This window comes from Streptomyces violaceusniger Tu 4113, assembly GCF_000147815.2.
In the GTDB taxonomy this organism is placed as follows: Bacteria; Actinomycetota; Actinomycetes; order Streptomycetales; family Streptomycetaceae; genus Streptomyces; species Streptomyces violaceusniger_A.
On the sequence record NC_015957.1, the window covers coordinates 8,580,945 to 8,603,054 of the forward strand.

Here is a 22,110-nt window from a genome sequence, read left to right on the forward strand (position 1 = left end):
TGTCTAGCCACCTTACGCCGCCCCGGCGCCGAACGGCCGTACGCAGACGACCCCGGTCGTGGGCGTAAGGTTGCGATTCGGCCGTCGCACGCCGAACGGCCGCCGGAGCGCCCGTCTCACCTGGTGATGGTTACCACTCGGTAGAGGTGACGTATCCCGTACCCGAGGTACACGATGGACAACGGCGCTACAGCAGCAGAGCACGAATCCATGTGCGTGCACAGCACGACCGAAAAGCGAAGGAATAGCGTGGCTTCCGGATCCGATCGCAACCCGATCATCATTGGCGGCCTTCCCAGCCAGGTCCCGGACTTCGATCCCGAAGAGACCCAGGAATGGCTCGACTCGCTCGACGCAGCCGTCGATGAGCGAGGCCGGGAACGTGCCCGCTACCTGATGCTTCGCCTGATCGAGCGCGCCCGCGAGAAGCGTGTCGCCGTGCCCGAGATGCGCAGCACGGACTACGTCAACACCATCGCCACCAAGAGCGAGCCGTTCTTCCCCGGCAACGAGGAGATCGAGCGCAAGGTCCTCAACGCGACCCGCTGGAACGCGGCGGTGATGGTCTCCCGGGCGCAGCGTCCGGGGATCGGGGTCGGTGGCCACATCGCCACCTTCGCCTCCTCCGCCTCGCTGTACGACGTGGGCTTCAACCACTTCTTCCGCGGCAAGGACCACGACAGTGGCGACCAGATCTTCTTCCAGGGCCATGCCTCCCCCGGCATCTACGCCCGGGCCTTCCTGCTGGACCGCCTGAGCGAGGACCATCTGGACGGGTTCCGTCAGGAGAAGTCCAAGCTCGGTCACGCGCTGTCCAGCTATCCGCACCCGCGGTCGATGCCGGACTTCTGGGAGTTCCCCACGGTCTCCATGGGCCTGGGCCCGCTCGGCGCGATCTTCCAGGCGCGGATGAACCGCTATATGGAGGCGCGCGGCGTCGCCGACACCTCCAACTCCCACGTCTGGGCGTTCCTGGGCGACGGCGAGATGGACGAGCCGGAGTCGCTCGGCCAGCTCTCCCTGGCCGCGCGTGAGGGCCTGGACAACCTGACCTTCGTGGTCAACTGCAACCTGCAGCGGCTCGACGGCCCGGTGCGCGGCAACGGCAAGATCATCCAGGAGCTGGAGTCGCAGTTCCGCGGCGCCGGCTGGAATGTGATCAAGCTGGTGTGGGACCGCACCTGGGACCCGCTGCTGGCGCAGGACCGGGACGGGATCCTGGTCAACAAGCTGAACACCACGCCGGACGGTCAGTTCCAGACGTACGCGACCGAGACCGGTGGCTACATCCGCGACCACTTCTTCGGCGAGGACCAGCGGCTGCGCAAGATGGTCGAGGGCATGACCGACGACCAGATCCTGCACCTGGGCCGCGGCGGTCACGACCACAAGAAGATCTACGCGGCGTACGCGGCGGCCAAGGCCCACAAGGGCCAGCCGACCGTGATCCTCGCGCAGACCGTCAAGGGCTGGACGCTCGGCCCGAACTTCGAGGGCCGCAACGCGACCCACCAGATGAAGAAGCTGACGGTCGACGACCTCAAGCGCTTCCGCGACCGGCTGCACCTGCCGATCCCGGACCAGGAGCTGGAGTCCGGCCTGCCGCCGTACTACCACCCGGGCCGGGACTCGGAGGAGATCCAGTACATGCACGACCGCCGCAAGGCGCTGGGCGGCTACGCGCCGACCCGTGTCGTGCGCGCCAAGCCGCTGCAGCTTCCGGGCGACAAGACCTACGCCACGCTCAAGAAGGGCACCGGCCAGCAGTCGATCGCCACCACCATGGCGTTCGTGCGGCTGCTGAAGGACCTGATGCGGGACAAGGAGATCGGCAAGCGGTTCGTGCCGATCGCGCCCGACGAGTACCGCACCTTCGGCATGGACTCGCTCTTCCCCTCGGCGAAGATCTACTCCCCGCTGGGCCAGACCTACGAGTCGGTCGACCGTGAGCTGCTGCTGGCCTACAAGGAGTCGCCGACCGGGCAGATGCTGCACGACGGCATCTCCGAGGCGGGCTGTACGGCCTCGCTGATCGCGGCGGGCTCCGCGTACGCCACGCATGGCGAGCCGCTGATCCCGGTCTACGTCTTCTACTCGATGTTCGGTTTCCAGCGCACCGGCGACCAGTTCTGGCAGATGGCCGACCAGCTCGCGCGCGGGTTCGTCCTGGGCGCGACCGCCGGTCGTACGACCCTGACCGGTGAGGGTCTGCAGCACGCGGACGGCCACTCCCAGCTCCTGGCCTCGACCAACCCGGCGGTCGTCGCGTACGACCCGGCGTACGGCTTCGAGATCGCCCATATCGTCCAGGACGGTCTGCGCCGGATGTACGGCGAGAACAGTGAGGACGTCTTCTACTACCTCACCGTCTACAACGAGCCGATCCAGCACCCGGCCGAGCCCGAGAACGTGGACCGCGAGGGCATCCTCAAGGGCCTCTACCGCTACCGGCAGAGCGAGGAGGGCGCCATCCCGGCGCAGATCCTCGCCTCCGGTGTCGCGGTGCCGTGGGCCATCGAGGCCCAGCGCATCCTGGCCGAGGACTGGAACGTCAAGGCGGACGTCTGGTCGGCCACGTCCTGGAACGAGCTGCGCCGCGACGCCGTCGAGGCGGAGGAGCACAACCTGCTCCACCCGGAGGAGGAGCAGCGCGTTCCATACGTCACCCGGAAGCTGGCGGACGCGGAGGGCCCGAAGGTGGCCGTCTCCGACTGGATGCGTGCGGTTCCCGACCAGATCGCGCGCTGGGTGCCCGGCACGTACCAGTCCCTGGGCGCGGACGGCTTCGGCTTCGCCGACACGCGCGGCGCGGCCCGGCGCTTCTTCCACATCGACGCCGAGTCGATCGTGCTCGGTGTGCTGACGGAGCTGGCCCGTGACGGCAAGATCGACCGCTCGGCCCTGAAGCAGGCGATCGACCGCTACCAGCTCCTGGACGTAGCCGCGGCCGACCCTGGCCCGGCGGGCGGCGACGCGTAGCCGTCTGCGACGGCGGGGAGCCGTGACGCGGTAGCCGTCCACGACGGCAGCGACCCCGACGCGCAAGCCGTCCACGACGGCAGCGACCCCGACGCGGGGGCGGGCTGGTTTCCCAGCCCGCCCCCGCGTTTTCGTGTGCCCCGGCGCCTCTGTCCGCGTTGGGCGGACGGGGCGGTTGAGCGCGGCGCCCCCGCACCGCCCGGCGCCCCGGGCGGTGCGGGCGGTTGAGCGCAAGGGCAGCGCCCCCGCACCCCACACGGGTCAGGGGCTCCGCCCCGCACCCCCGGCCCCAGACGCTCCGCCCCAGACCTCGGCCCCGGCGCCGGGCCTGGGCCTGGGCACTCCGGCCCGACCCCGGAGGCGGCGGAGCCGCACCGGAGCGGCCGCCCCACGGACGGCGGTGGGACCACCCGCCGCCGTTCGCAACGCATGTGGCACACGCCCGCAGGGCCCCCGGGGTCCAAGGGCGAAGCCCCCGGTTCGGGAAGGGGCGGGTAGGGGAAACACCCAGGCCCGGACCGACGCCCAGCGGACGCGCTGAGCCGCCCCACCCGACCAGTGCCAGGCGGGGGTGACCGCCCCACGCACGGCGGCCGGACCACCCACCGCCGTCCGCACGGCACGTGCCGAAGCCCCGGTTCGGGAAGGGACGGGTAGGGGAAACAACCCTGGCCCCGGACCGGCCACGGCCCCCGACCGACGCCCGGCGGGCGCGCTGAGCCAACGCGCCCGACCAGTGTCAGGGGGCAGCGGAGCCGCCCCCGATCGTGGCCGCCCCACGCACGGCGGCCGGACCACCCACCGCCGTCCGCAACGCACATGAACACACACCCGCAGGGCCCCCGGGGTCCAGGGGCGAAGCCCCTGGTTCGGGAAGGGGCGGGTAGGGGAAACACCCAGGCCCGGACCGACGCCCGGCGGGCGCGCTGAGCCGCCCCACCCGACCAGTGCCAGGCGGGGGTGGCCGCCCCACGCACGGCGGCCGGACCACCCACCGCCGTCCGCACGGCACGTGCCGAAGCCCCGGTTCGGGAAGGGACGGGTAGGGGAAACAACCCTGGCCCCGGACCGGCCACGGCCCCCGACCGACGCCCGGCGGGCGCGCTGAGCCAACGCGCCCGACCAGTGTCAGGGGGCAGCGGAGCCGCCCCCGATCGTGGCCGCCCCACGCACGGCGGCCGGACCACCCACCGCCGTCCGCAACGCACATGAACACACACCCGCAGGGCCCCCGGGGTCCAGGGGCGAAGCCCCTGGTTCGGGAAGGGGCGGGTAGGGGAAACACCCAGGCCCGGACCGACGCCCGGCGGGCGCGCTGAGCCGCCCCACCCGACCAGTGCCAGGCGGGGGTGGCCGCCCCACGCACGGCGGCCGGACCACCCACCGCCGTCCGCAACGCATGTGGCACACACCCGCAGGACACCGGGGGTCCAGGGGCGAAGCCCCCGGTTCGGGAAGGGGCGGGTAGGGGAACATTCAGGACTCGGGCCCGGGGCCCGGTGCGGGCCCCTGCCCGCTCAGCGTTCCCAGATTTTGAAGGCCCGTACCTGGTACGGGGTTTCGGGGGCCCAGGAGCCCGTGGGGTAGGTGCGGAACTCGGCCGTCTCCGCGCACTCGCCGCTCTGATACGCCGTCACCGGACGGCCCGTCCGGTTCGCCAGCGAGGCCGCGGTCGTGCCGGACGGCAGGGGGACACAGCTTTCGATGTCGACACCGGCCAGTTCATGGGTCTGGCGCGCCCCCGTGAAGCCGCCGCTCCGCCACAGGCACAACTGACCGGCGGCGCAGTTCCCCAGACGCGGTGGCGCGGCGGCGGCCCGGCCCGTCGCCGACGTCCCCGTCGCCGTCGCCGTCGCCGTCGCCGCCGTCGCCGTCGCCGCCGGGGCGAGGGTGGCGGCGAGAGTGGCAGTGAGGGCCACAGCCGAGACCGCGGCCTTAATGATCTTGCGCATAGCGCTTCGCTCCCCGTGTGGAAAGAACAGGTGGAAAGAACAGAACGGGAGCCAGCGTGTCCGCCGGCTCCCGTTCGCCACCATGGGGTCGATCAAGGTCCACCCTGATAGGGGGTTGACCCCGAGGGGTCAGATGTGGACGCTCCCACCGGCCGCGTCCGCGTTCTCGCCGCGCTTGGTGAAGCTCGCGACCAGCGCCGCGACCACCGAGACGACAGCGGCCACGGTGAAGGCGAGGCCCATCCCTGACACGAAAGTGTCATGCGCGACGGCCGTGATCTTCCCCGCGATTTCCGGCGGAGTGCTCTTGGTGATGGGGGCGATGCCGACCTCGACGGCGTCCGACGCCTTGGACTCCGCGCCCTCGGGCATCGGCGGCAGCCCGGCGTCGGCCCACTTCTGCGGCAGCGTGTTGTCCACCCTGCCCGCCATGATCGCGCCCAGGACGGCCGTACCGAGGCTGCCGCCGACCTGCATCGCGGCCTGCTGGAGGCCGCCGGCGACACCGGCGTGCTGGATCGGGGCGTTGCCGACGATGACCTCGGTGGCGCCGACCATCACCGGGCCGAGGCCGAGGCCCAGCAGGGCGAACCAGATGGACATCTCGAGGGCGCCGCTGTTCACGTCCAGCCGGGAGAGGCCGAACATCGAGACGGCGGTGATCACCATGGAGGTCACCAGCGGCATCCGCGGCCCGAACTTGGTGATCAGCGCACCGGCCAGCGGCGAGGCGACGATCATCATCGCGGTGAGCGGCAGCAGCCGCAGCCCGCTGTCGACGGGGCTCAGCCCGTGCACGTTCTGCAGATAGAAGGTGACGAAGAACAGCCCGCCCATGAAGCCGAAGGCCATCAGCACCATCAGCACGGTGCCCGCGCTCAGCGCCACCGAACGGAACATGCTGAGCGGCAGCAGCGGCTCCCGCGTCCGGCTCTCCCAGAAGACGAAGGCGACGAAGCAGACCACCGACAGGCCCAGGAAGAGCAGCGTGCGCTGGTCGGTCCAGTGCCAGTCGGCGGCGTTGATCAGCGCCCAGATGAGGCAGAACATCGCACCGGAGAGCAGCACGATGCCGGGGAGGTCGAAGGAGCGCGGGGCCTTCTCGGCTCGGTGGTCGACCAGCAGCAGCAGGCCGAGGACCAGCGCCAGCACGCCGACGGGGGCGTTGATGAAGAAGACCGACTGCCAGTTGACGTGCTCGACGAGCAGTCCGCCGACGATGGGGCCGGCGGCGGTGGAGGCGCCGATCACCGCGCCCCAGATGCCGATCGCCATGTTGAGCTTCTCGGCGGGGAAGGTGGCGCGCAGCAGTCCGAGCGCCGCGGGCATCAGCAGCGCGCCGCACAGGCCCTGCAGCACCCGGAACACCACGACGAGCGACACCTCGCCGGAGAAGCCGATGGCGGCCGAGGAGATGGCGAAGCCGATGACGCCGATCAGGAAGGTCTGGCGGTGGCCGAAGCGGTCACCCAGCTTGCCCGCCGTGATCAGCGCGACGGCGAGGGCCAGCAGATAGCCGTTGGTGATCCACTGAACATCGGCGAGCGAGGCGCCGAGGTCCTTCTGGATGGCCGGGTTGGCGATGGCGACGATCGTGCCGTCGAGGGCGACCATCGTCACGCCGAGGGCGACGGTGAGGAGCGTCAGCCATGGATGACCGCGAAGCCCCTTCGGGGCCTCGGTTATGGGAGGTTCCGGCGCCGAATCGGCGACGGTGGTCGAAGAGGTCATGACCGGAGGCTAATGTCAGCGTCTGACAATTGACAAACCGATTCATCCGCCGGTAACTGACGTTTCTGTCACAGGTATCCTGAGCAGCCGCAACGCGGCCCCGAGCCGACAGGAAGCGAGCCGATAGGTGACAACGGACGAGGCAGTGGCGGACTCGAAGACGCCACCACCGCCCGGGCTGCGCGAGCGCAAGAAGCAGCGGACGCGGAACGCCCTGGTGCGCTCCGCGCTGGAGTTGTTCACCCGTCAGGGATACGAGCACACGACGGTCGACGAGATCGCCGAGGCGGTCGAGGTCTCCCAGCGCACCTTCTTCCGGTACTTCGCCAACAAGGAGGAGGTCGCCTTCGCCAGCCAGGAGTCGGCCGAGTGCCACTTCTTCGCCGCCCTGTGCGGGCGCCCCGCGGACGAGGCGCCGTTGGCGGCGCTGCGCGGCGCGGTGCTCGACGCCTGGGGCAGCATCGGGGACGCGATCGAGCAGATGGTGCCGCCCGAGCTCCATATGCGGATGTACCGGGTGATCGAGTCGACGCCGAGCCTGCTCGCCGTGCATCTGCGCCGCACCGCCGAGATGGAGGAGCGGCTGGCGAGCGAGATCGCGCGCCGCGAGGGGCTGGACATCGACGCCGACCCGCGGCCGCGGCTGGTGGTCGCGATGTTCAGTGGAGTGATCCGGGTGTCGGGGAAGCTGTGGGGCGAGGGCGAGGAGGACAGCATGGTCACTTTGCGAGACCTCACCGCGTTCCATCTTGATTACGTGGGCCCCACCCTCGCCGGACAATGGGATAAATAGCATCAATTCCGACATAGCTCCCAAGGATTCCCGCTGTCAAACGTGAGATGAATCACGGCATTTGGCACCTGGCACCACGCTTCTCCTAGGGTGTGCCGCGGTGACTTCCTTCTCGGAGCTCGGCTCCCCCTCCCCCGGTTCCACCGCTTGGCGCGCCCTGCTCGCGCTGGCGGTGGTGTTCGTTCTCCTCGCCACCACCGGGTGGACGGCCGTACGGAGCCACAGAGGAGCCCCGGACGCGCTCTCCGCGTCGATCAGCGCCTGGCGCCACGGATCGCTCGGCGGCCGCGCGCTGCCCGATCCGTACGGCTCGCCGCGCGCCCTCGGCCGCTGGTTCGACTCGCTCACCAAGGCCCAGACCGACCGCCTGGTGCGGCGCTATCCGCTGGCCGTGGGCAATCTCAACGGCGCGCCGGTGGACCTGCGATTCCGGGCCAACCGCGTCGCCCTGACCCAGGCGCGCAGCGACGAGCGCAAGCGGATGCACGACGCCCGGCTCACCCCGATGGGCCACTCGGACGCGACCCGCCGGATGAACCGCTACCAGGACCTGCTGGGCCGGGGGCGGCAGATCCTCTCCTTCGATCCGTCGGGCGCCGGACGGGCCGCCGAGGTCTTCGGCGACCTCGCCCACGCCAACCGGGTCTCGATCGTGGTGCCGGGTGTGGACACCGACATCCTGACGTTCCAGAAGTCCGGGCGCCCGTACACCGCCACGGTCGGGATGGCCCACGCGCTCTACGAGAACGAGCGGGCCGACGCCCCGGACACCAAGACCGCCGTCATCGCCTGGGCCGACTACACCTCCCCCGCCGGGATCGGCATGGACGCGGCCACCGGCAAGCTGGCCGCCCAGGGCGCGGTGCGGCTGCGCGCGCTGGTCGACGCGCTGCCCGCGCTCTCCCGGGTCTCCCTGATGTGCCACAGCTACGGCTCGGTGGTGTGCGGGGTCGCGGCCCGCGATCTGCCGCCCAAGGTTACCGATATCGCGGTGGCCGGCAGCCCCGGGATGCGCGCCGACCACGTCTCCGACCTGGGCACCAGCGCCCGGGTGTGGGCGATGCGGGACTCCGGCGACTGGATCGGGGACATTCCGCATCTGGAGGTCGGCGGGCTCGGCCATGGCGCGGACCCGGTCTCCTCGGGCTTCGGCGCCCGGCTGCTGTCCGCGGACGGGGCGGATGGACACGCCGGATACTTCGAACCGGGCACGACCAGCCTGGACAACTTCGCCCGGGTGGGAATCGGTGCTGTCCAGTCCGTGAGCTGCGGCAACGGCGACGACTGCACCGCGGGGCTACGCTGACGGCCGGCGCAAACACCGGAAACTCTAGTGACGCGCGTAGCCTCAGAGGGGGGACGGGCGGGCCACCGCCGCATACGATGAGCCGCATGGGTGATGTGCTGGCCGGTTTTCAGACCGTCTGGGAGTTCGACACCGACTCCATGCTCATCCGCTTCGAACGGGGGATCCGCACGCCGAAGCTGCTTCAGGCGCTCGGCGAACGCCGCATCCCCTTCGAGGCGCTGTCCGGAGTGGAGCTCGCTGTCGGCAAACGAGGAACGGTGGTGCTGCGCGCCGTGCCCAGACCAGGCGCCGACCCCCTGATGGACGCCGCGGACGGCCAGCTCAAGGAGGCGTACGACCCATACCGCCTGGTGCTGCCCGCCGAGCGGGAGACGCTCGCGGACTACTACGCCGAGCGGATACGCGAGTCCCTCTGCCCCGACGCGGACGTCCCCGCCGAGGCGCATCTGGTGACCGTGCCCCCGGCGCCGCTGTCCTTCAAGGCGTACGACGGCAAGGCGTCCTTCGACGGCAAGGCGATCTCCTTCCGCTGGTTCTGGACCGGCGCCTCCTCGGAGAAGTGGAAGGTCGGGGACCAGCGGTTCCGGATCGACGAGCTGACCGGGGTGGAGTGGCGGTCCCCGGAGAGCCGGGGCTCGGCGGGCACCGCCCCCAAGGAGGGCTCCGCCAAAGGCGCTTCCGCCAAGGGCACTTCGGCCAAAGGCGGTTCCGCCAAGGACGGCACGGCCAGGAACGGCACCGGCAAAGCCGCCCCCAAGGGCGGTGGCCACGGCTATCTGCGGCTGTTGCGGCGCTCCGCCGAGGACGAGCCCCTCGGCCGCCCCGACCAGGACCCGGCGGCCGTCGTGTTCGGGATGGGCTACGGCCTCGTCCACCAGTCGCTGCCGTTCGCCGCGGCCGTCCTGGAGGCGATACGGGCCTCCTCCCCGGTGCCGTGCACCGAGGGCGCCCCGTCCTCGAACCGGGCCGGGGCCTCACGCCGCGACCCCGCCGACATCGCCGAGCGCATCCGTCATCTGGGCGAGCTGCACACGGCCGGGCTGCTGACCGACGACGAGTTCAGCGCGAAGAAGGCCGAGCTGCTGGCGGAGCTGTAAGTGTCCGGTCCCTCCTCCGCATCGGCCGGCCCCTCCTCCGGCCCGGCGTCCACCGCCTCCTCCACCGCGCATGAGAGCCTGCCCAAGGCCGCCCGGCGGCAGGCGGGCGCCCTCGCCCGGGCCCTGATCACCCCCAGCTATCCGGCGACACCGCTGTTCGCCCGGTCGCCCCGGCGCTGGCTGCGCCGGGTGCCGTACGGCGTGGCGATGATCCTCACCACGATCCTGGTCCCCACCTCCGCCCAGGTCCTCTCCCACGACTACGGGGTGGGCGGCGGCGTGGCCACGCTGATCGCCATCGTCCAGACCACCCCGCTGCTGCTGTCCGTCACCCGTCCCCTGCAGGCGTGGTGGATCGTCTTCCTCTCCGACATCGTCTGCGCCCTGGTGGTGCTCGGCACCGCCGAGCACCTGGAGAACCGGGTGTGGCCCTGGCTGCCGGGCCCCATCATCGGCTACCTCTTCCTGCTGCTCGCCCTCGCGCTGCGCGAACCGCGCCGCACCCTGGTGGCGGTGTGGCTGGTCACCGGCACCGCCGGACTGTCGCTCGGCATGGCCTTCCCGGACAAGAGCAACGGCAGCAATGTGGTGCTGTTCGTGCTCGGCGGAGTGGTGCTGCTGGTCGCCGGGGCGCTGCGGGAGCGCGGCGACGCCCAGCGACGGCTGGCCGAGCAGGAGACGATCAGCGAGGCCGAACGGGCCCATCGCACCCTGCTGGAGGAGCGCACCCGGATCGCCCGCGAGCTGCACGATGTGGTCGCCCACCACATGTCCGTGATCACCGTGCAGGCCGACAGCGCCCCGTACCGGATCGGCGGGCTGCCGGCCGAGGCGGAGCGGGAGTTCTCCACCATCGCCGCCACCGCCCGGGAGTCCCTCGCCGAAATGCGGCGGCTGCTGGGCGTGTTGCGCAGCGAGGAGACCCGCGGTGAGCGGGCGCCGCAGCCGGGGCTGCGGCAGGTGCCGCAGTTGGTCGAGGCGACGGTACGGGCCGGCATACCGACCACGCTGACCATCGCTGACGAGGTGGCCGAGCTCGAACCGCTGCCGCAGGCCGTGGGGCTGTCGGCGTACCGCATCGTGCAGGAGGCGCTGGCCAATGTGGTGCGGCACGCGCCGGGCGCCGCCACCCGGGTGGCCATCTCGGCGGCCGACGACCGCTCGGCGCTGACCCTGCTGGTGGTCAACGGCCCGCCGGTCAGCGCGCCCACCAAGCCCCTGGAGACCAGCGGCACCGGCCATGGCCTCGTCGGTATGGTCGAGCGCGTACGGCTCGTCGGCGGCATGCTCGACACCGGCCCGCTCCCCGACGGCGGCTTCCGCGTCGCGGCCCGGCTCCCCCTGGTAGACCTCGAAGAGACGGACCCGTCATGACCATCAAGGTGATCATCGTCGACGACCAGGCGATGGTGCGGGCCGGGTTCGCCGCCCTGCTCGCCGCGCAGAGCGATATCGACGTCGTCGGCGAGGCGCCCGACGGGCGTCAGGGCGTGGAGGTCAGCCGTCGCGCCCACCCCGATGTGGTGCTGATGGACGTCCGGATGCCCGAGATGGACGGGCTCGAAGCTGCCCGGCAGCTCCTGGACCCGCCGCGCGGGGTCATCCACCGGCCCAAGGTCCTGATGCTCACCACCTTCGATGTGGACGACTACGTCTACGAGGCGCTGCGCGCCGGGGCCAGCGGCTTTCTGCTCAAGGACGCCCCACCGGCCGATCTGATCTCCGCGGTCCGGGTGGTGGCGGCGGGCGAGGCGCTGCTCGCCCCGTCCGTCACCCGCCGGCTGATCGCCGACTTCGCCCGCCAGCGCCCCGCCCCGCGCCGCGACGGCCCGTCCGCGCGGCGCAGCGGGCTGACGCCGCGTGAGACCGAGGTGCTGGAGCTGATCGCGCGGGGCCTGTCCAACCAGGAGATCGCCGAGTCGCTGGTGCTCGCGGAGCAGACGGTGAAGACGCATATCGGCCGGGTGCTGGCCAAGCTGGGGCTCCGCGACCGCGCCCAGGCGGTGATCTTCGCCTACGAGTCGGGCCTGGTGACGCCGGGTCAGTGACCCGGGCCGGGCCGCGACCCCCTACTGGGGTATGACATCCCACTTGGCACCGGGGGGTGACGTACCGCCACCCGACGGCTCTCTAGCTTCTCCCCCGTCACCGACGGAAGAGGGAAGCCCCGGCCATGTCCCAGACGCTACGCACCGGGCACTACGCGCGACGCCTGATCACCGCGGCGCTCACCATCACCGTCATGGCGGGGACGGCCGGCTGGACCGTGGCCCACGAGGAGCAGGCCATCACCGGCCCGCCGCCCGGCACCGCCGCATGGCTGTCGGACCATTCGCTGGGCGGGGCCGGGCGCGAACTGCCCGATCCGGCCACCACCTCGCCCGCCGAGATCGCCCGGTTCTTCGACCGGCTCACCGACGTCCAACGAAAGGCGCTGGTCATCCGGCATCCCGAGGTGGTGGGCAATCTGGACGGCGCACCGCTGAGCCTGCGCTACGAGGCCAACTCCCGGGCGATCCGGGCCGCCTGGCACAAGGAACGGAAGGCCGACCCCGCGAGCCCGCTCGCCGAGCGGTACGCGGCGCTGCTCGCACCCGGCCGCCGGGTCCTCGCCTTCGATCCACGCGGACGCGGCCAAGTGGCGGAGGTGTACGGGGACTTGGCGACGGCCCGGCGCACGGCCGTGATCGTGCCGGGCTCGGACATCGACCTGGACGCCTTCGACCGCACGGGCGACCCGTACGGCGCCCCGGCCGGGATGGCGCGGTCGCTGCGGGCGCAGATGGCGAAGGACGCGCCCGCCACCCCGACCGCCGTCATCGCCTGGGTCGGCTACACGACCCCGGTCGGGCTGGGCCCGGACGCCGCCACCAGCCGACTGGCCAAGGCGGGCGCGCCCCGCCTGGACCGGTTCCTCGCGGGGCTCGCCGTGACCACCGCGGCCACCGCCGACGCCCCGCCCGCCGTCTTCTGCCACAGCTACGGCTCGGTGGTCTGCGGTCTTGCCGCCTCCGCGATGGACCGCGCCCGCGTCTCCGACCTGGTGGTGCTGGGCAGCCCGGGGATGCGCGCGGACAGCGCCGGGGCCTTGCGCACCGGGGCCCGGGTCTGGGCGGCACGGGACCGCACCGACTGGATCCGGCGGGTCACCGGCTATGACTTCCTGGGCCTGGGCCATGGCGAGGACCCGACCGATCCGTCCTTCGGTGCCCGGGTGGTCTCCTCCGAAAGCGCCCAGGGCCACACCGGCTACTTCGCGCCGGGGACCGACTCACTGCGCAACTTCTCGCGGATCGCGCTCGGGGACTTCGACGATGTGCGATGCGCCGAGGAGGACGGCGGCAGTCCGGGCACGGGGCCGGACTGCCGCCAAGGTCTCATCTGACCGCGGCCATCGCGCACGGACCGCGCTGTGCGCGTGCTTCTTCGCACACCGGACCGCCCGGACGAGGGCCCGGACGAGGGCCCGGACGAGGCGCGGACGAGGCGACGGGCGCGACCCGCCGGGCCCGGTGTGGCCGCCACGGTGGGCGTGCCCGCCTACGCGGGGGTGCCCGCCTACGCGGCGTGCCCGCCTGCGCGGGGGTGCCGCTGCGGGACGCCCACAGCGCGGATGTGCGTTTCGTGGACGCTCTGGCCGCCGATGAGCGCTGCTGAAGCGAGGTCGGCTCGTCCGACGCGACCGCCGTGGTCTCCGCGACCCTGGAGACGGTGGCCGCCGCCGCGTGCTGCGACCCGCCGCCGTGGTCGTCACGCGGTGTGTGACGACCACGCCCGCGACGCGCTGCCGCCGAACCCGCGCCGCTGAGCCGAGCGCAGCTATTCGCGGCCCGCGCTCGTCAGGCTCATATCGGCGTAGCGGGCGCCCGCCACCTGTCCCGCGATCGGCTCCAGCGCGGCCAGCTCGTCCGCGCTCAGCTCGATCCGGGTCGCGCCGGTGTTCTGCTCGATCCGGGCGCGGGTGCGGGTGCCGGGGATCGGCACCACGGCGAGCCCGTGCACCTGGGCCTGCTGCTGCACCCAGGCCAGCGCGATCTGGGCGAGCGTGGCCCCGCGCGCCTCGGCGATCTTGCGGATCGGCTCCAGCAGCGCGGCGTTGGTGGCCGCGTTGTCGCCGGTGAAGCGGGGCTGCAGGCGGCGGGAGTCGCCCTCGCTCAGCTCCTGCTCGGCCTGGACGAAGGAGCCGGTGAGGAAGCCGCGGCCGAGCGGCGAGAACGGGACGAGGGCGACGCCCAGCTCGGCGGCGGTGGCCGCGACGCTGTTCGCTCCGCCGCCCTCCACATCGCGGGTGAACAGCGACCACTCCGACTGCACCGCCGCGATCGGATGCACCGCGTGCGCCGCGCGCAGCTCCTTGGCCGTGACCTCGCTCAGCCCGAGGTGCTTGACCTTCCCCTCGGCCACCAGCTCGGCCATGGCGCCGACGCTCTCCTCCATTGGCACCTCGGGGTTGCGCCGGTGCATGTAGTACAGGTCGACATGGTCGACCGCCAGCCGCCGCAGACTGCCCTCGATGGCCTGGCGGATGTACGGGCGGTCGTTGTGGATTTGCGTCTTGCCGAACGGATCGCTCTCGTCGCGCTCGATGGCGAACTTGGTGGCCAGGGTGATCCGGTCGCGGTGGGCCCGGACGAAGGGGGAGATGAACTCCTCGTTCCGCCCGAAGCCGTAGACATCGGCGGTGTCGAAAAGCGTGACGCCCAGCTCCAGGGCCCGCTCCAGCGTGGCCCGCGCCTCCGCCTCGTCATGGGTCGGTCCGTAGCCCCAGCTCATGCCCATGCAGCCCAGGCCCTGGACGCCGACCTCCGGTCCGCCGGCCCCCAGGCCGACGGTCGCGATGGTCTCATTGGTGCTGTTACTCATACGGGGTCAAACCTCTCCGACGCCCGTCGGGCGTCAGCGTAGACGTCGATCTTGTAGTCGAGGACTTCGAGCGTGCTCTGGAGCTCGGCGATCCGCTCCCGCACATTCGCGCGGTGGGTGGTCAGCAGCTCCTCGCGCTCGGCGAAGGTGTGCTCGCCCTCGCGCACCAGCTCGGCGTAGCGGACCATGTCCGCGACCGGCATCCCGGTCAGCCGCAGCTTGCCGACGAGGTCGAGCCAGTCCAGGTCGCGGTTGGTGAAGCGACGCTGGCCGGTGTGCGTACGGTCCACATGCGGCATCAGCCCGATCCGCTCGTACCAGCGCAGAGTGTGCGCCGTCAGCCCGGTATGGGCGACCACCTCACTGATCGTGTAGCCGTCCCGCCCGCTGGGCCGGGGGCGCCCGCCCCTCCCCGCGCAGGCGCGGACCTTCACCGGGGCGCTCTCCATCAGGGTCATGCCCATTCACCTCTCGCAGGTCGCCGATCCGCAACGCTCATCGACGTCTTCAACGCTATTGACTTGGAGTGCACTCCAAGCAAGGGAAGATTGGCGGAACCTTGGGTGCCGTGAGTCCGCGCGGCCCTCGCCACTAGGCTCTGTGACATGGAGAGCCTGCGGATGATCGAGAACTGGCCGGTTCCGACGGCGGCGGCCGCCGTCGTACGCGCGGACGGCACCCTGGCCGGATCGTACGGCCCGACCGGCCATCGTTTCCCCCTCGCCTCGGTCACCAAGCCGCTCGCCGCGTACGCCGCGCTGCTCGCCGTCGAAGAGGGCGCGGTGGAGCTCGACGAACCGGCCGGGCCCGAGGGCTCCACGGTGCGCCATCTGCTGGCGCACACCTCCGGGCTCGCCTTCGACGAGCACCGCTCGGTCGCCGCGCCCGGCAACCGCCGGCTCTACTCCAACGCCGGGTTCGAGGTGCTGGGCGATCACATCGCCAAGGCCACGGACATCCCGTTCCCGGAGTATCTGCGCCAGGCGGTGCTGGAGCCGCTCGGCATGACCGCCACCGAGCTGGCCGGCTCGCCCGCCAAGGACGGCGTCTCGACCGTGGACGACCTGGTGCGCTTCGCCGCGGAGCTGCAGGCCCCGCGACTGCTGGCGGCCGAGACGCTGGCCGAGGCCAGCTCCGTGGTCCACCCGGGCCTCACGGGTGTGCTGCCCGGCTACGGCCATCAGCGGCCCAACGACTGGGGGCTCGGCTTCGAGATACGCGACGGCAAGTCGCCGCACTGGACCGGCGCCTCCTCCTCGCCCCGCACCTTCGGGCATTTCGGCCAGTCCGGAACGTTCCTGTGGGTCGACCCGGACGCCCGCGCCGCCTGCGTCGCCCTGGCCGACCGGGCCTTCGGCCCCTGGGCGGTCGAGGCCTGGCCGACGCTCACCGACGCGATCCTGGCCGAACTGGGCTGAGCGCCCGGCGGCAAGCTGAGGGGCTCGGCGGATCGGCGGAAGTCGGCCGCGGTTCGAAGGCGCCCTGAAGGGGCGCGGGGCTGTGTCGATGTGCGGCTCCGCCGCGGCTGTGTGGATATGCGGCTCCGCCGCGTGGGCGACCAGCCACGACGGCGCCGCAGACGATCGACGGCATGCCAGGGCGCTACCCCTCAGCCGTAGACCGGCTCCGCGTGCAGCTCCCAGATCAGCAGCTCGGCGGGGCCCTCGGCGCATGCCTCCAGACCCTCCGCACCCGTGATCCGGGCCGCGTCGCCGGGCCGGAGGGTCTCCCCCTCGATCCGCGCCGCGCCGCGCACCGTATGCGCGTACACCCACGGCGCGTCCGGCAGCGCGGTGCGCTCGCCGTCCGCCAGCCGCCGCACATGCAGCACCGCCTCGGTGCGCTCCAGTGCGTACGGGGTGCCGTCGGCGACGCCGCGCACCACCTCGTACCCGGGGTCCATGGCGGCGCCGGGCCCCGGCACCAGCCACATCTGGACGAAGGTGAGGGGTTCCGCGCCCGCGTTGCGCTCGGTGTGACGCACTCCGCTTCCGGCGCTGAGCCGCTGCACATCGCCGGGGCGCACCACGGTCCGCGCGCCGGTGGAGTCCTCGTGGGTGAGCTCGCCCCCGACGACCCAGGTGACGATCTCCATATCGCGGTGCGGATGCTCGGCGAAGCCCGCACCGGGGGCGAGCCGCTCCTCGTTGCAGGCGACGAGGGACCCGAACCGCACGTTGCCGGGGTCGTAGTACCCAGAGAAGGAAAAGGCGTGGCGCGTCTCGATGCCCGCGCCCTCCCCACCCGGATACCGTGCACCGGACCGCTGTATCCACATCACCCGGTCCACGGTAGTGCGCCCCGACCCGTCCGCCCCGGCCCCGTCCCTACCCCGGCGTAGCCTCCCGCCCCCAGCGCTCACCACCCGATAAGGCAGTCTTGTCCTCGTGCCTGAACCAGCCTCGAACACCCCGCATCCGCACAGTGCCACCCTGCGCCGCCTGGAGAAGTCCTCCGGGAAGCTCGCCGCCAACGCCATCGCGCGCATGGACGAGCAGTTGCCGTGGTACCGCGCGATGCCGCCCGAGAACCGCTCCTGGATCGGGCTGGTGGCACAGGCGGGCATCGCGGCCTTCACCGAATGGTTTCGCCACCCCGAGGCGCCCCAGGCGATCAGCACCGATGTGTTCGGCACCGCCCCGCGCGAGCTGACCCGGGCGATCACCCTGCGGCAGACCGTGGAGATGGTCCGCACGACCATCGAGGTCATGGAGTCGGCGATCGACGACGTGGCGGCCCCGGGCGATGAGTCGGTGCTGCGCGAGGCGCTGCTGGTGTACGCGCGGGAGATCGCCTTCGCCACCGCCCAGGTGTACGCGCAGGCCGCCGAGGCGCGCGGCGCCTGGGACGCCCGGCTGGAGTCGCTGGTCGTCAACGCGGTGCTGTCCGGGGAGGCCGACGAGGGGGCGCTGTCCCGCGCCGCGGCGCTCGGCTGGAACTCCCCCGAGCATGTGTGCGTGGTGCTGGGCACCGCCCCCGACGGGGACAGCGAGCTGACGGTCGAGGCGATCCGGCGGGCCGCCCGCCACGCCAAGCTGCAGGTCCTCACCGGGGTGCTGGGCGACCGGCTGGTGGTGGTCGCGGGCGGCTCGGACAATCCGCTGCAGGCGGCGAAGGCGCTGATCGGGCCGTACGCCCCGGGCCCGGTGGTGGCCGGTCCGGTGGTCTCCGACCTGCTGGCCGCGACCCGCTCGGCGGGGGCGGCGGCGGCCGGGCTGAAGGCGTGCACCGCCTGGCCGGACGCGCCCCGTCCGGTGATCGCGGACGATCTGCTGCCCGAGCGCGCGATGGCCGGTGACCCCGCTGCCCGTGAGCAGTTGGTGGAGGAGATCTACAGACCGCTGGAGGAAGCCGGTTCGGCGCTGCTCGAGACACTGAGTGTGTACCTCGAACAGGCGAGCAGTCTGGAGGGGGCGGCCCGGATGCTCTTCGTTCACCCGAACACCGTCCGCTACCGGCTACGACGTGTGACGGACGTCACCGGATGGTCACCTTCCGACGTCAGGTCGGCGTTTACTCTGCGCATAGCCCTGATCCTGGGCCGTCTCGCCGACGCGAACATATTGCCCTGACCGTTTGTTGGACCTCCACAATTCCCCTGACGGTTCTTCGTCCTTGTCCTCACGGGCGAGTCGGACCGTCCGCAAGAGAGAGTGTGAGAGTGCTCGTACTCGTCGCTCCCGGCCAGGGCGCTCAAAAGCCCGGCTTCCTCACCCCCTGGCTCGACCTGCCCGGCGTCACCGAACGTCTGACGTGGTGGTCGGCCGTGTCCGGCCTGGACCTCATCCACTACGGCACCAAGGCCGACGAGGAGGAGATCCGCGACACCGCGGTGGCCCAGCCGCTGCTGGTGGCCGCCGGTCTGGTCTCCGCCCACGCGCTGTTCGGCGAGGGCATCGGGGGCACGACCGGTCTCGCGGGGCTGCCGAGCCGTATCGGCGCGGTCGCGGGCCACAGCGTCGGCGAGATCACCGCGGCCGTGGCCGCCGGAGTGCTCACCGACGAGGCGGCCATGGTGCTGGTCCGCAGGCGCGGGCTCGCCATGGCGGAGGCCGCGAGCCGCACCGAGACCGGAATGGCCGCCATACTGGGTGGTGAGCAGGACGAGGTCGTCGCCCATCTCGACAAGCACGGGCTGACCCCGGCGAACGTCAACGGGGCCGGGCAGATCGTGGCCGCGGGCACCGCCGAGCAGTTGGCGGCGCTGGCCGAGGACAAGCCCGAGGGGGTGCGCCGCGTCGTACCGCTCAAGGTCGCCGGCGCGTTCCACACCGACCATATGGCCCCGGCGGTCGCCGCCCTCGAGGCCCTGGTCGCGGGGGTTCCGGTGGCCGATCCGCGCACCGCTTACGTCTCCAACCGTGACGGCGGGGTCGTGACGTCCGGGGCCGGGGTGATCGAGCGCATGGTCGCCCAGGTGTCCAACCCGGTGCGCTGGGACCTGTGCATGGAGACCTTCCGGGAGCTGGGCGTCACCGCGCTGATCGAGGTGGCCCCGGGCGGCACGCTCACCGGCCTCGCCAAGCGTGCCCTGCCGGGCGTCACCAACCTGGCGCTGAAGACTCCGGACGATCTCGACGCGGCCCGTGCGCTGATCGAGGAGCACGCCATTCCCGCCCTCGCCACACCGGCCGAAGAGGAGCTCCGAGAAGCATGACCGCGAAGATCAGGCCCAGTAAGGGCGCCCCGTACGCGCGCATTCTCGGCGTCGGTGGCTACCGTCCGACCCGGGTGGTGCCGAACGAGGAGATCCTCAAGCACATCGACTCCTCCGACGAGTGGATCCGTTCCCGCTCGGGCATCGCCACCCGGCACTGGGCCGGTCCGGATGAGACGGTCGCCGCCATGTCCGTGGAGGCGGGCGGCAAGGCCATCGCCGACGCCGGCCTGAGCCCGGAACAGATCGGCGCCGTGATCGTCTCGACGGTCTCGCACTTCAAGCAGACCCCGGCGATCGCGACCGAGATCGCGCATCTGCTGGGCACCGGCAAGCCGGCCGCGTTCGACATCTCGGCGGGCTGTGCCGGCTTCGGCTACGGGCTGACCCTCGCCAAGGGCATGATCACCGACGGCACCGCGGAGCATGTGCTGGTCATCGGCGTCGAGCGGCTTTCGGACCTGACCGACCTGGAGGACCGCGCGACGGCCTTCCTGTTCGGCGACGGCGCCGGCGCCGTGGTGGTCGGCCCCTCCAAGGAGCCCGCGATCGGCCCGACCGTCTGGGGCTCGGAGGGCGACAAGTCCGAGACCATCACCCAGACGCTGCCCTGGGACGTCTACCGCGACCAGGACTCCGCCGAGGTGCGCTACCCGGCGCTGCGCCAGGAGGGCCAGGCGGTCTTCCGCTGGGCCGTCTACGAGATGGCGAAGGTCGCCCAGCAGGCCCTGGACGAGGCCGGGGTCGCCCCGGACGACCTCGACGCGTTCATCCCCCACCAGGCCAATATGCGGATCATCGACTCGATGATCAAAACCCTCAAGCTGCCGGAGCACGTCACGGTCGCCCGTGATGTGGAGACCACCGGCAACACCTCGGCCGCCTCCATTCCGCTCGCCATGGAGCGGCTGTTGGCGACGGGGCAGGCGAAGAGCGGCGACACCGCGCTCGTCATCGGATTCGGAGCGGGTCTCGTCTACGCAGCGACGGTCGTTACCCTCCCTTAGGCTCCATAGTCCATATCCACGCAGCTCGGCAGAAGTCGGACGCTGCGCCACCACCGCAACACACCGAAGAAGGAGCGCCGCAATGGCCGCCACTCAGGAAGAGATCCTCGAAGGTCTCGCCGAGATCGTCAACGAGATCGCCGGTATCCCGACCGAGGACGTCCTGCTGGACAAGTCCTTCACCGACGATCTGGACGTCGACTCGCTGTCCATGGTCGAGGTGGTCGTCGCCGCCGAGGAGCGCTTCGACGTGAAGATCCCGGACGACGACGTCAAGAACCTCAAGACCGTCGGCGACGCCGTCGAGTACATCCTCAAGCACCAGGGCTGAGCCCCTCAAGGCCGTTGTCGCCACCCATGCGGTGGCGGGTCCAGCACCTTCTACACGTGGAGTAGGAATTCCTGTGAACTCGACCAATCGCACCGTGGTCGTCACCGGTGTTGGTGCCACGACGCCGCTGGGTGGCGACGCCTCAACGACCTGGGAGGCCCTGCTGGCCGGCCGGTCCGGCGTGAACCTCCTGGAGGAGGAATGGTCGGCCGAGTTGCCGGTCCGCATCGCCGCGAAGATCGCGGTGGAACCGGGCACCATCATCCCTCGCCCGCAGGCCCGCAGGCTCGACAGGTCGGCGCAGTTCGCCCTGATCGCGGCCCGTGAGGCATGGGCGGACGCGGGCTTCACCGCCAAGGCGGGCGAGGACCCGTCGGTCGACCCCGACCGCCTCGGCGCGGTCGTGGCCTCCGGCATCGGCGGGGTGACCACCCTGCTCGACCAGTACGACGTGCTGCGCGAGAAGGGCGTCCGCAAGGTCTCCCCGCACACCGTGCCGATGCTGATGCCCAACGGCCCGGCGGCCAATGTGGGCCTGGAGGTCGGCGCCCGCGCCGGCGTCCATACGCCGGTCAGCGCGTGCGCGTCCGGCGCGGAGGCCATCGGCTACGCCATCGAGATGATCCGCACCGGCCGCGCCGATGTGGTCGTCGCGGGCGGCACCGAGGCGTCCATCCACCCGCTCCCCATGGTCGCCTTCGGCAACATGATGGCGATGTCCAAGAACAACGACGACCCACAGGGCGCCTCGCGCCCGTTCGACGTCGACCGCAACGGCTTCGTGATGGGCGAGGGCTCGGGCGCCATCGTCCTGGAGTCGGCGGAGCACGCCGCCGCACGCGGCGCCCGGGTGTACGCGCAGGCGGTCGGCCAGGGCATCTCGGCCGACGCCCACCACATCACCCAGCCGGAGCCGTCCGGCAACGGCATCGCGCACGCGCTGCAGAACCTGGTGCAGAACACCGGCCTGAGCGGCACCGAGATCGCGCATGTCAACGCGCACGCGACCTCGACGCCGCAGGGCGACGTGGCCGAGATCAAGGCGCTGCGCAAGGTCTTCGGCGACGATGTGGACCAGATGGCGATCTCCGCCACCAAGTCCATGACGGGGCATCTGCTGGGCGGCGCCGGCGGTGTGGAGACGGTGGCCAGCGTGCTCGCGCTGTACCACCGGATCGCCCCGCCGACGATCAACCTCGTCTCCCCGGACCCGGAGGCGGACGCGGACTTCGTGACCGGCGAGCCCCGGTCGCTGCCGGGTCAGGGCCCGATCGTCGCGCTGAACGACTCGTTCGGCTTCGGCGGCCACAATGTGGTGCTGGCCTTCCGTACGGTCTGACGCGCGGACGGCCTGACGGCCTTGACGTTTGATGCATTGCCCAACGCGCTGA

The 22,110-nt window shown here is 71.6% G+C and carries 18 protein-coding genes and 1 pseudogene; 14 read left to right on the forward strand and 5 right to left on the reverse strand.

Going from position 1 to position 22,110, the window contains the following annotated elements:
* Positions 1–249 precede the first annotated feature (249 nt).
* Positions 250–2,979, forward strand: a complete 2,730-nt coding sequence (gene aceE, locus STRVI_RS35235) for a pyruvate dehydrogenase (acetyl-transferring), homodimeric type (protein WP_014060348.1) — start codon at positions 250–252, stop codon at positions 2,977–2,979.
* Positions 2,980–4,496: 1,517 nt separating this feature from the next.
* On the opposite strand, the gene STRVI_RS35240 is transcribed toward aceE, so the two are convergent.
* Together STRVI_RS35240 and STRVI_RS35245 are read right to left on the reverse strand one after the other, a co-directional pair.
* Entirely contained in the window at positions 4,497–4,931 is a 435-nt protein-coding gene (locus tag STRVI_RS35240) for a peptidase inhibitor family I36 protein (protein ID WP_014060350.1), read from the reverse strand.
* A gap of 129 nt (positions 4,932–5,060) precedes the next feature.
* Positions 5,061–6,662: an MFS transporter gene (locus tag STRVI_RS35245; protein WP_014060351.1), complete on the reverse strand. Its 1,602-nt coding sequence runs from the start codon at positions 6,660–6,662 to the stop codon at positions 5,061–5,063.
* Positions 6,663–6,789: 127 nt separating this feature from the next.
* On the opposite strand from STRVI_RS35245, the gene STRVI_RS35250 reads away from it, so the two are divergent.
* The 7 genes and pseudogenes from STRVI_RS35250 to STRVI_RS51325 form a co-directional block, all read left to right on the forward strand.
* Positions 6,790–7,455 carry a TetR family transcriptional regulator gene (locus tag STRVI_RS35250; protein ID WP_014060352.1) on the forward strand — a complete coding sequence of 222 codons (666 nt, stop codon included), beginning with the start codon at positions 6,790–6,792 and terminating at the stop codon, positions 7,453–7,455.
* Positions 7,456–7,555: 100 nt separating this feature from the next.
* Entirely contained in the window at positions 7,556–8,761 is a 1,206-nt protein-coding gene (locus STRVI_RS35255) for an alpha/beta hydrolase (protein WP_014060353.1), read from the forward strand.
* Between the two features lie 86 nt (positions 8,762–8,847).
* Positions 8,848–9,861, forward strand: coding sequence for a DUF4429 domain-containing protein (locus tag STRVI_RS35260; protein ID WP_043237027.1), 1,014 nt, complete (start codon positions 8,848–8,850; stop codon positions 9,859–9,861).
* Positions 9,862–11,235 carry a sensor histidine kinase gene (locus STRVI_RS35265; RefSeq protein ID WP_014060355.1) on the forward strand — a complete coding sequence of 458 codons (1,374 nt, stop codon included), beginning with the start codon at positions 9,862–9,864 and terminating at the stop codon, positions 11,233–11,235.
* A complete protein-coding gene (locus tag STRVI_RS35270) occupies positions 11,232–11,909 on the forward strand; it encodes a response regulator (RefSeq protein WP_014060356.1) in 678 nt (225 codons plus the stop codon). The genes STRVI_RS35265 and STRVI_RS35270 overlap by 4 nt, the downstream gene beginning before the upstream one ends.
* A 125-nt stretch (positions 11,910–12,034) precedes the next feature.
* On the forward strand, positions 12,035–13,246 hold the full coding sequence (locus tag STRVI_RS35275; RefSeq protein ID WP_014060357.1) for an alpha/beta hydrolase: 1,212 nt from the start codon (positions 12,035–12,037) through the stop codon (positions 13,244–13,246).
* Between the two features lie 161 nt (positions 13,247–13,407).
* Positions 13,408–13,587, forward strand: a pseudogene (locus tag STRVI_RS51325) (bifunctional uroporphyrinogen-III C-methyltransferase/uroporphyrinogen-III synthase); the annotation flags it as partial.
* Positions 13,588–13,680: 93 nt separating this feature from the next.
* On the opposite strand, the gene STRVI_RS35280 reads toward STRVI_RS51325, so the two are convergent.
* Together STRVI_RS35280 and STRVI_RS35285 are read right to left on the reverse strand one after the other, a co-directional pair.
* Positions 13,681–14,724: an aldo/keto reductase gene (locus STRVI_RS35280; RefSeq protein ID WP_014060358.1), complete on the reverse strand. Its 1,044-nt coding sequence runs from the start codon at positions 14,722–14,724 to the stop codon at positions 13,681–13,683.
* Complete coding sequence (locus STRVI_RS35285; RefSeq protein ID WP_014060359.1) at positions 14,721–15,182, reverse strand: MerR family transcriptional regulator; 462 nt, start codon at positions 15,180–15,182, stop codon at positions 14,721–14,723. The genes STRVI_RS35280 and STRVI_RS35285 overlap by 4 nt, the downstream gene beginning before the upstream one ends.
* 147 nt (positions 15,183–15,329) lie before the next feature.
* Between STRVI_RS35285 and STRVI_RS35290 the strand changes: the two genes are divergently transcribed.
* On the forward strand, positions 15,330–16,142 hold the full coding sequence (locus tag STRVI_RS35290) for a serine hydrolase domain-containing protein (RefSeq protein ID WP_043237030.1): 813 nt from the start codon (positions 15,330–15,332) through the stop codon (positions 16,140–16,142).
* Positions 16,143–16,333: 191 nt separating this feature from the next.
* Here the strand turns inward: STRVI_RS35290 and STRVI_RS35295 are convergent, their stop codons facing one another.
* Positions 16,334–17,002: a pirin family protein gene (locus tag STRVI_RS35295; RefSeq protein WP_014060361.1), complete on the reverse strand. Its 669-nt coding sequence runs from the start codon at positions 17,000–17,002 to the stop codon at positions 16,334–16,336.
* Between the two features lie 109 nt (positions 17,003–17,111).
* Here STRVI_RS35295 and STRVI_RS35300 point away from each other — a divergent pair, with 109 nt between their 5' ends.
* The 5 genes from STRVI_RS35300 (at position 17,112) to fabF (ending at position 22,058) form a co-directional block, all read left to right on the forward strand.
* Entirely contained in the window at positions 17,112–18,296 is a 1,185-nt protein-coding gene (locus STRVI_RS35300; protein ID WP_014060362.1) for a PucR family transcriptional regulator, read from the forward strand.
* 89 nt (positions 18,297–18,385) lie between these two features.
* On the forward strand, positions 18,386–19,381 hold the full coding sequence (locus STRVI_RS35305) for an ACP S-malonyltransferase (RefSeq protein ID WP_014060363.1): 996 nt from the start codon (positions 18,386–18,388) through the stop codon (positions 19,379–19,381).
* Positions 19,378–20,388, forward strand: a complete 1,011-nt coding sequence (locus STRVI_RS35310) for a ketoacyl-ACP synthase III (RefSeq protein ID WP_014060364.1) — start codon at positions 19,378–19,380, stop codon at positions 20,386–20,388. The genes STRVI_RS35305 and STRVI_RS35310 overlap by 4 nt, the downstream gene beginning before the upstream one ends.
* Positions 20,389–20,470: 82 nt before the next feature.
* Positions 20,471–20,719 carry an acyl carrier protein gene (locus STRVI_RS35315; RefSeq protein ID WP_014060365.1) on the forward strand — a complete coding sequence of 83 codons (249 nt, stop codon included), beginning with the start codon at positions 20,471–20,473 and terminating at the stop codon, positions 20,717–20,719.
* Between the two features lie 73 nt (positions 20,720–20,792).
* Positions 20,793–22,058 carry a beta-ketoacyl-ACP synthase II gene (gene fabF, locus STRVI_RS35320; RefSeq protein ID WP_014060366.1) on the forward strand — a complete coding sequence of 422 codons (1,266 nt, stop codon included), beginning with the start codon at positions 20,793–20,795 and terminating at the stop codon, positions 22,056–22,058.
* Positions 22,059–22,110 lie beyond the last annotated feature (52 nt).

Bases quoted from the DNA above. Each gene is read 5' to 3' on its own strand.
- STRVI_RS35285 (WP_014060359.1), bottom strand. From the start codon at position 15,182: ATGACCCTGATGGAGAGCGCCCCGGTGAAGGTCCGCGCCTGCGCGGGG.
- STRVI_RS35290 (WP_043237030.1), top strand. From the start codon at position 15,330: ATGGAGAGCCTGCGGATGATCGAGAACTGGCCGGTTCCGACGGCGGCG.
- STRVI_RS35315 (WP_014060365.1), top strand. From the start codon at position 20,471: ATGGCCGCCACTCAGGAAGAGATCCTCGAAGGTCTCGCCGAGATCGTC.
- STRVI_RS35295 (WP_014060361.1), bottom strand. From the start codon at position 17,002: ATGTGGATACAGCGGTCCGGTGCACGGTATCCGGGTGGGGAGGGCGCG.
- STRVI_RS35280 (WP_014060358.1), bottom strand. From the start codon at position 14,724: ATGAGTAACAGCACCAATGAGACCATCGCGACCGTCGGCCTGGGGGCC.
- STRVI_RS35275 (WP_014060357.1), top strand. From the start codon at position 12,035: ATGTCCCAGACGCTACGCACCGGGCACTACGCGCGACGCCTGATCACC.
- STRVI_RS35260 (WP_043237027.1), top strand. From the start codon at position 8,848: ATGGGTGATGTGCTGGCCGGTTTTCAGACCGTCTGGGAGTTCGACACC.
- STRVI_RS35245 (WP_014060351.1), bottom strand. From the start codon at position 6,662: ATGACCTCTTCGACCACCGTCGCCGATTCGGCGCCGGAACCTCCCATA.
- STRVI_RS35270 (WP_014060356.1), top strand. From the start codon at position 11,232: ATGACCATCAAGGTGATCATCGTCGACGACCAGGCGATGGTGCGGGCC.
- STRVI_RS35310 (WP_014060364.1), top strand. From the start codon at position 19,378: ATGACCGCGAAGATCAGGCCCAGTAAGGGCGCCCCGTACGCGCGCATT.
- STRVI_RS35240 (WP_014060350.1), bottom strand. From the start codon at position 4,931: ATGCGCAAGATCATTAAGGCCGCGGTCTCGGCTGTGGCCCTCACTGCC.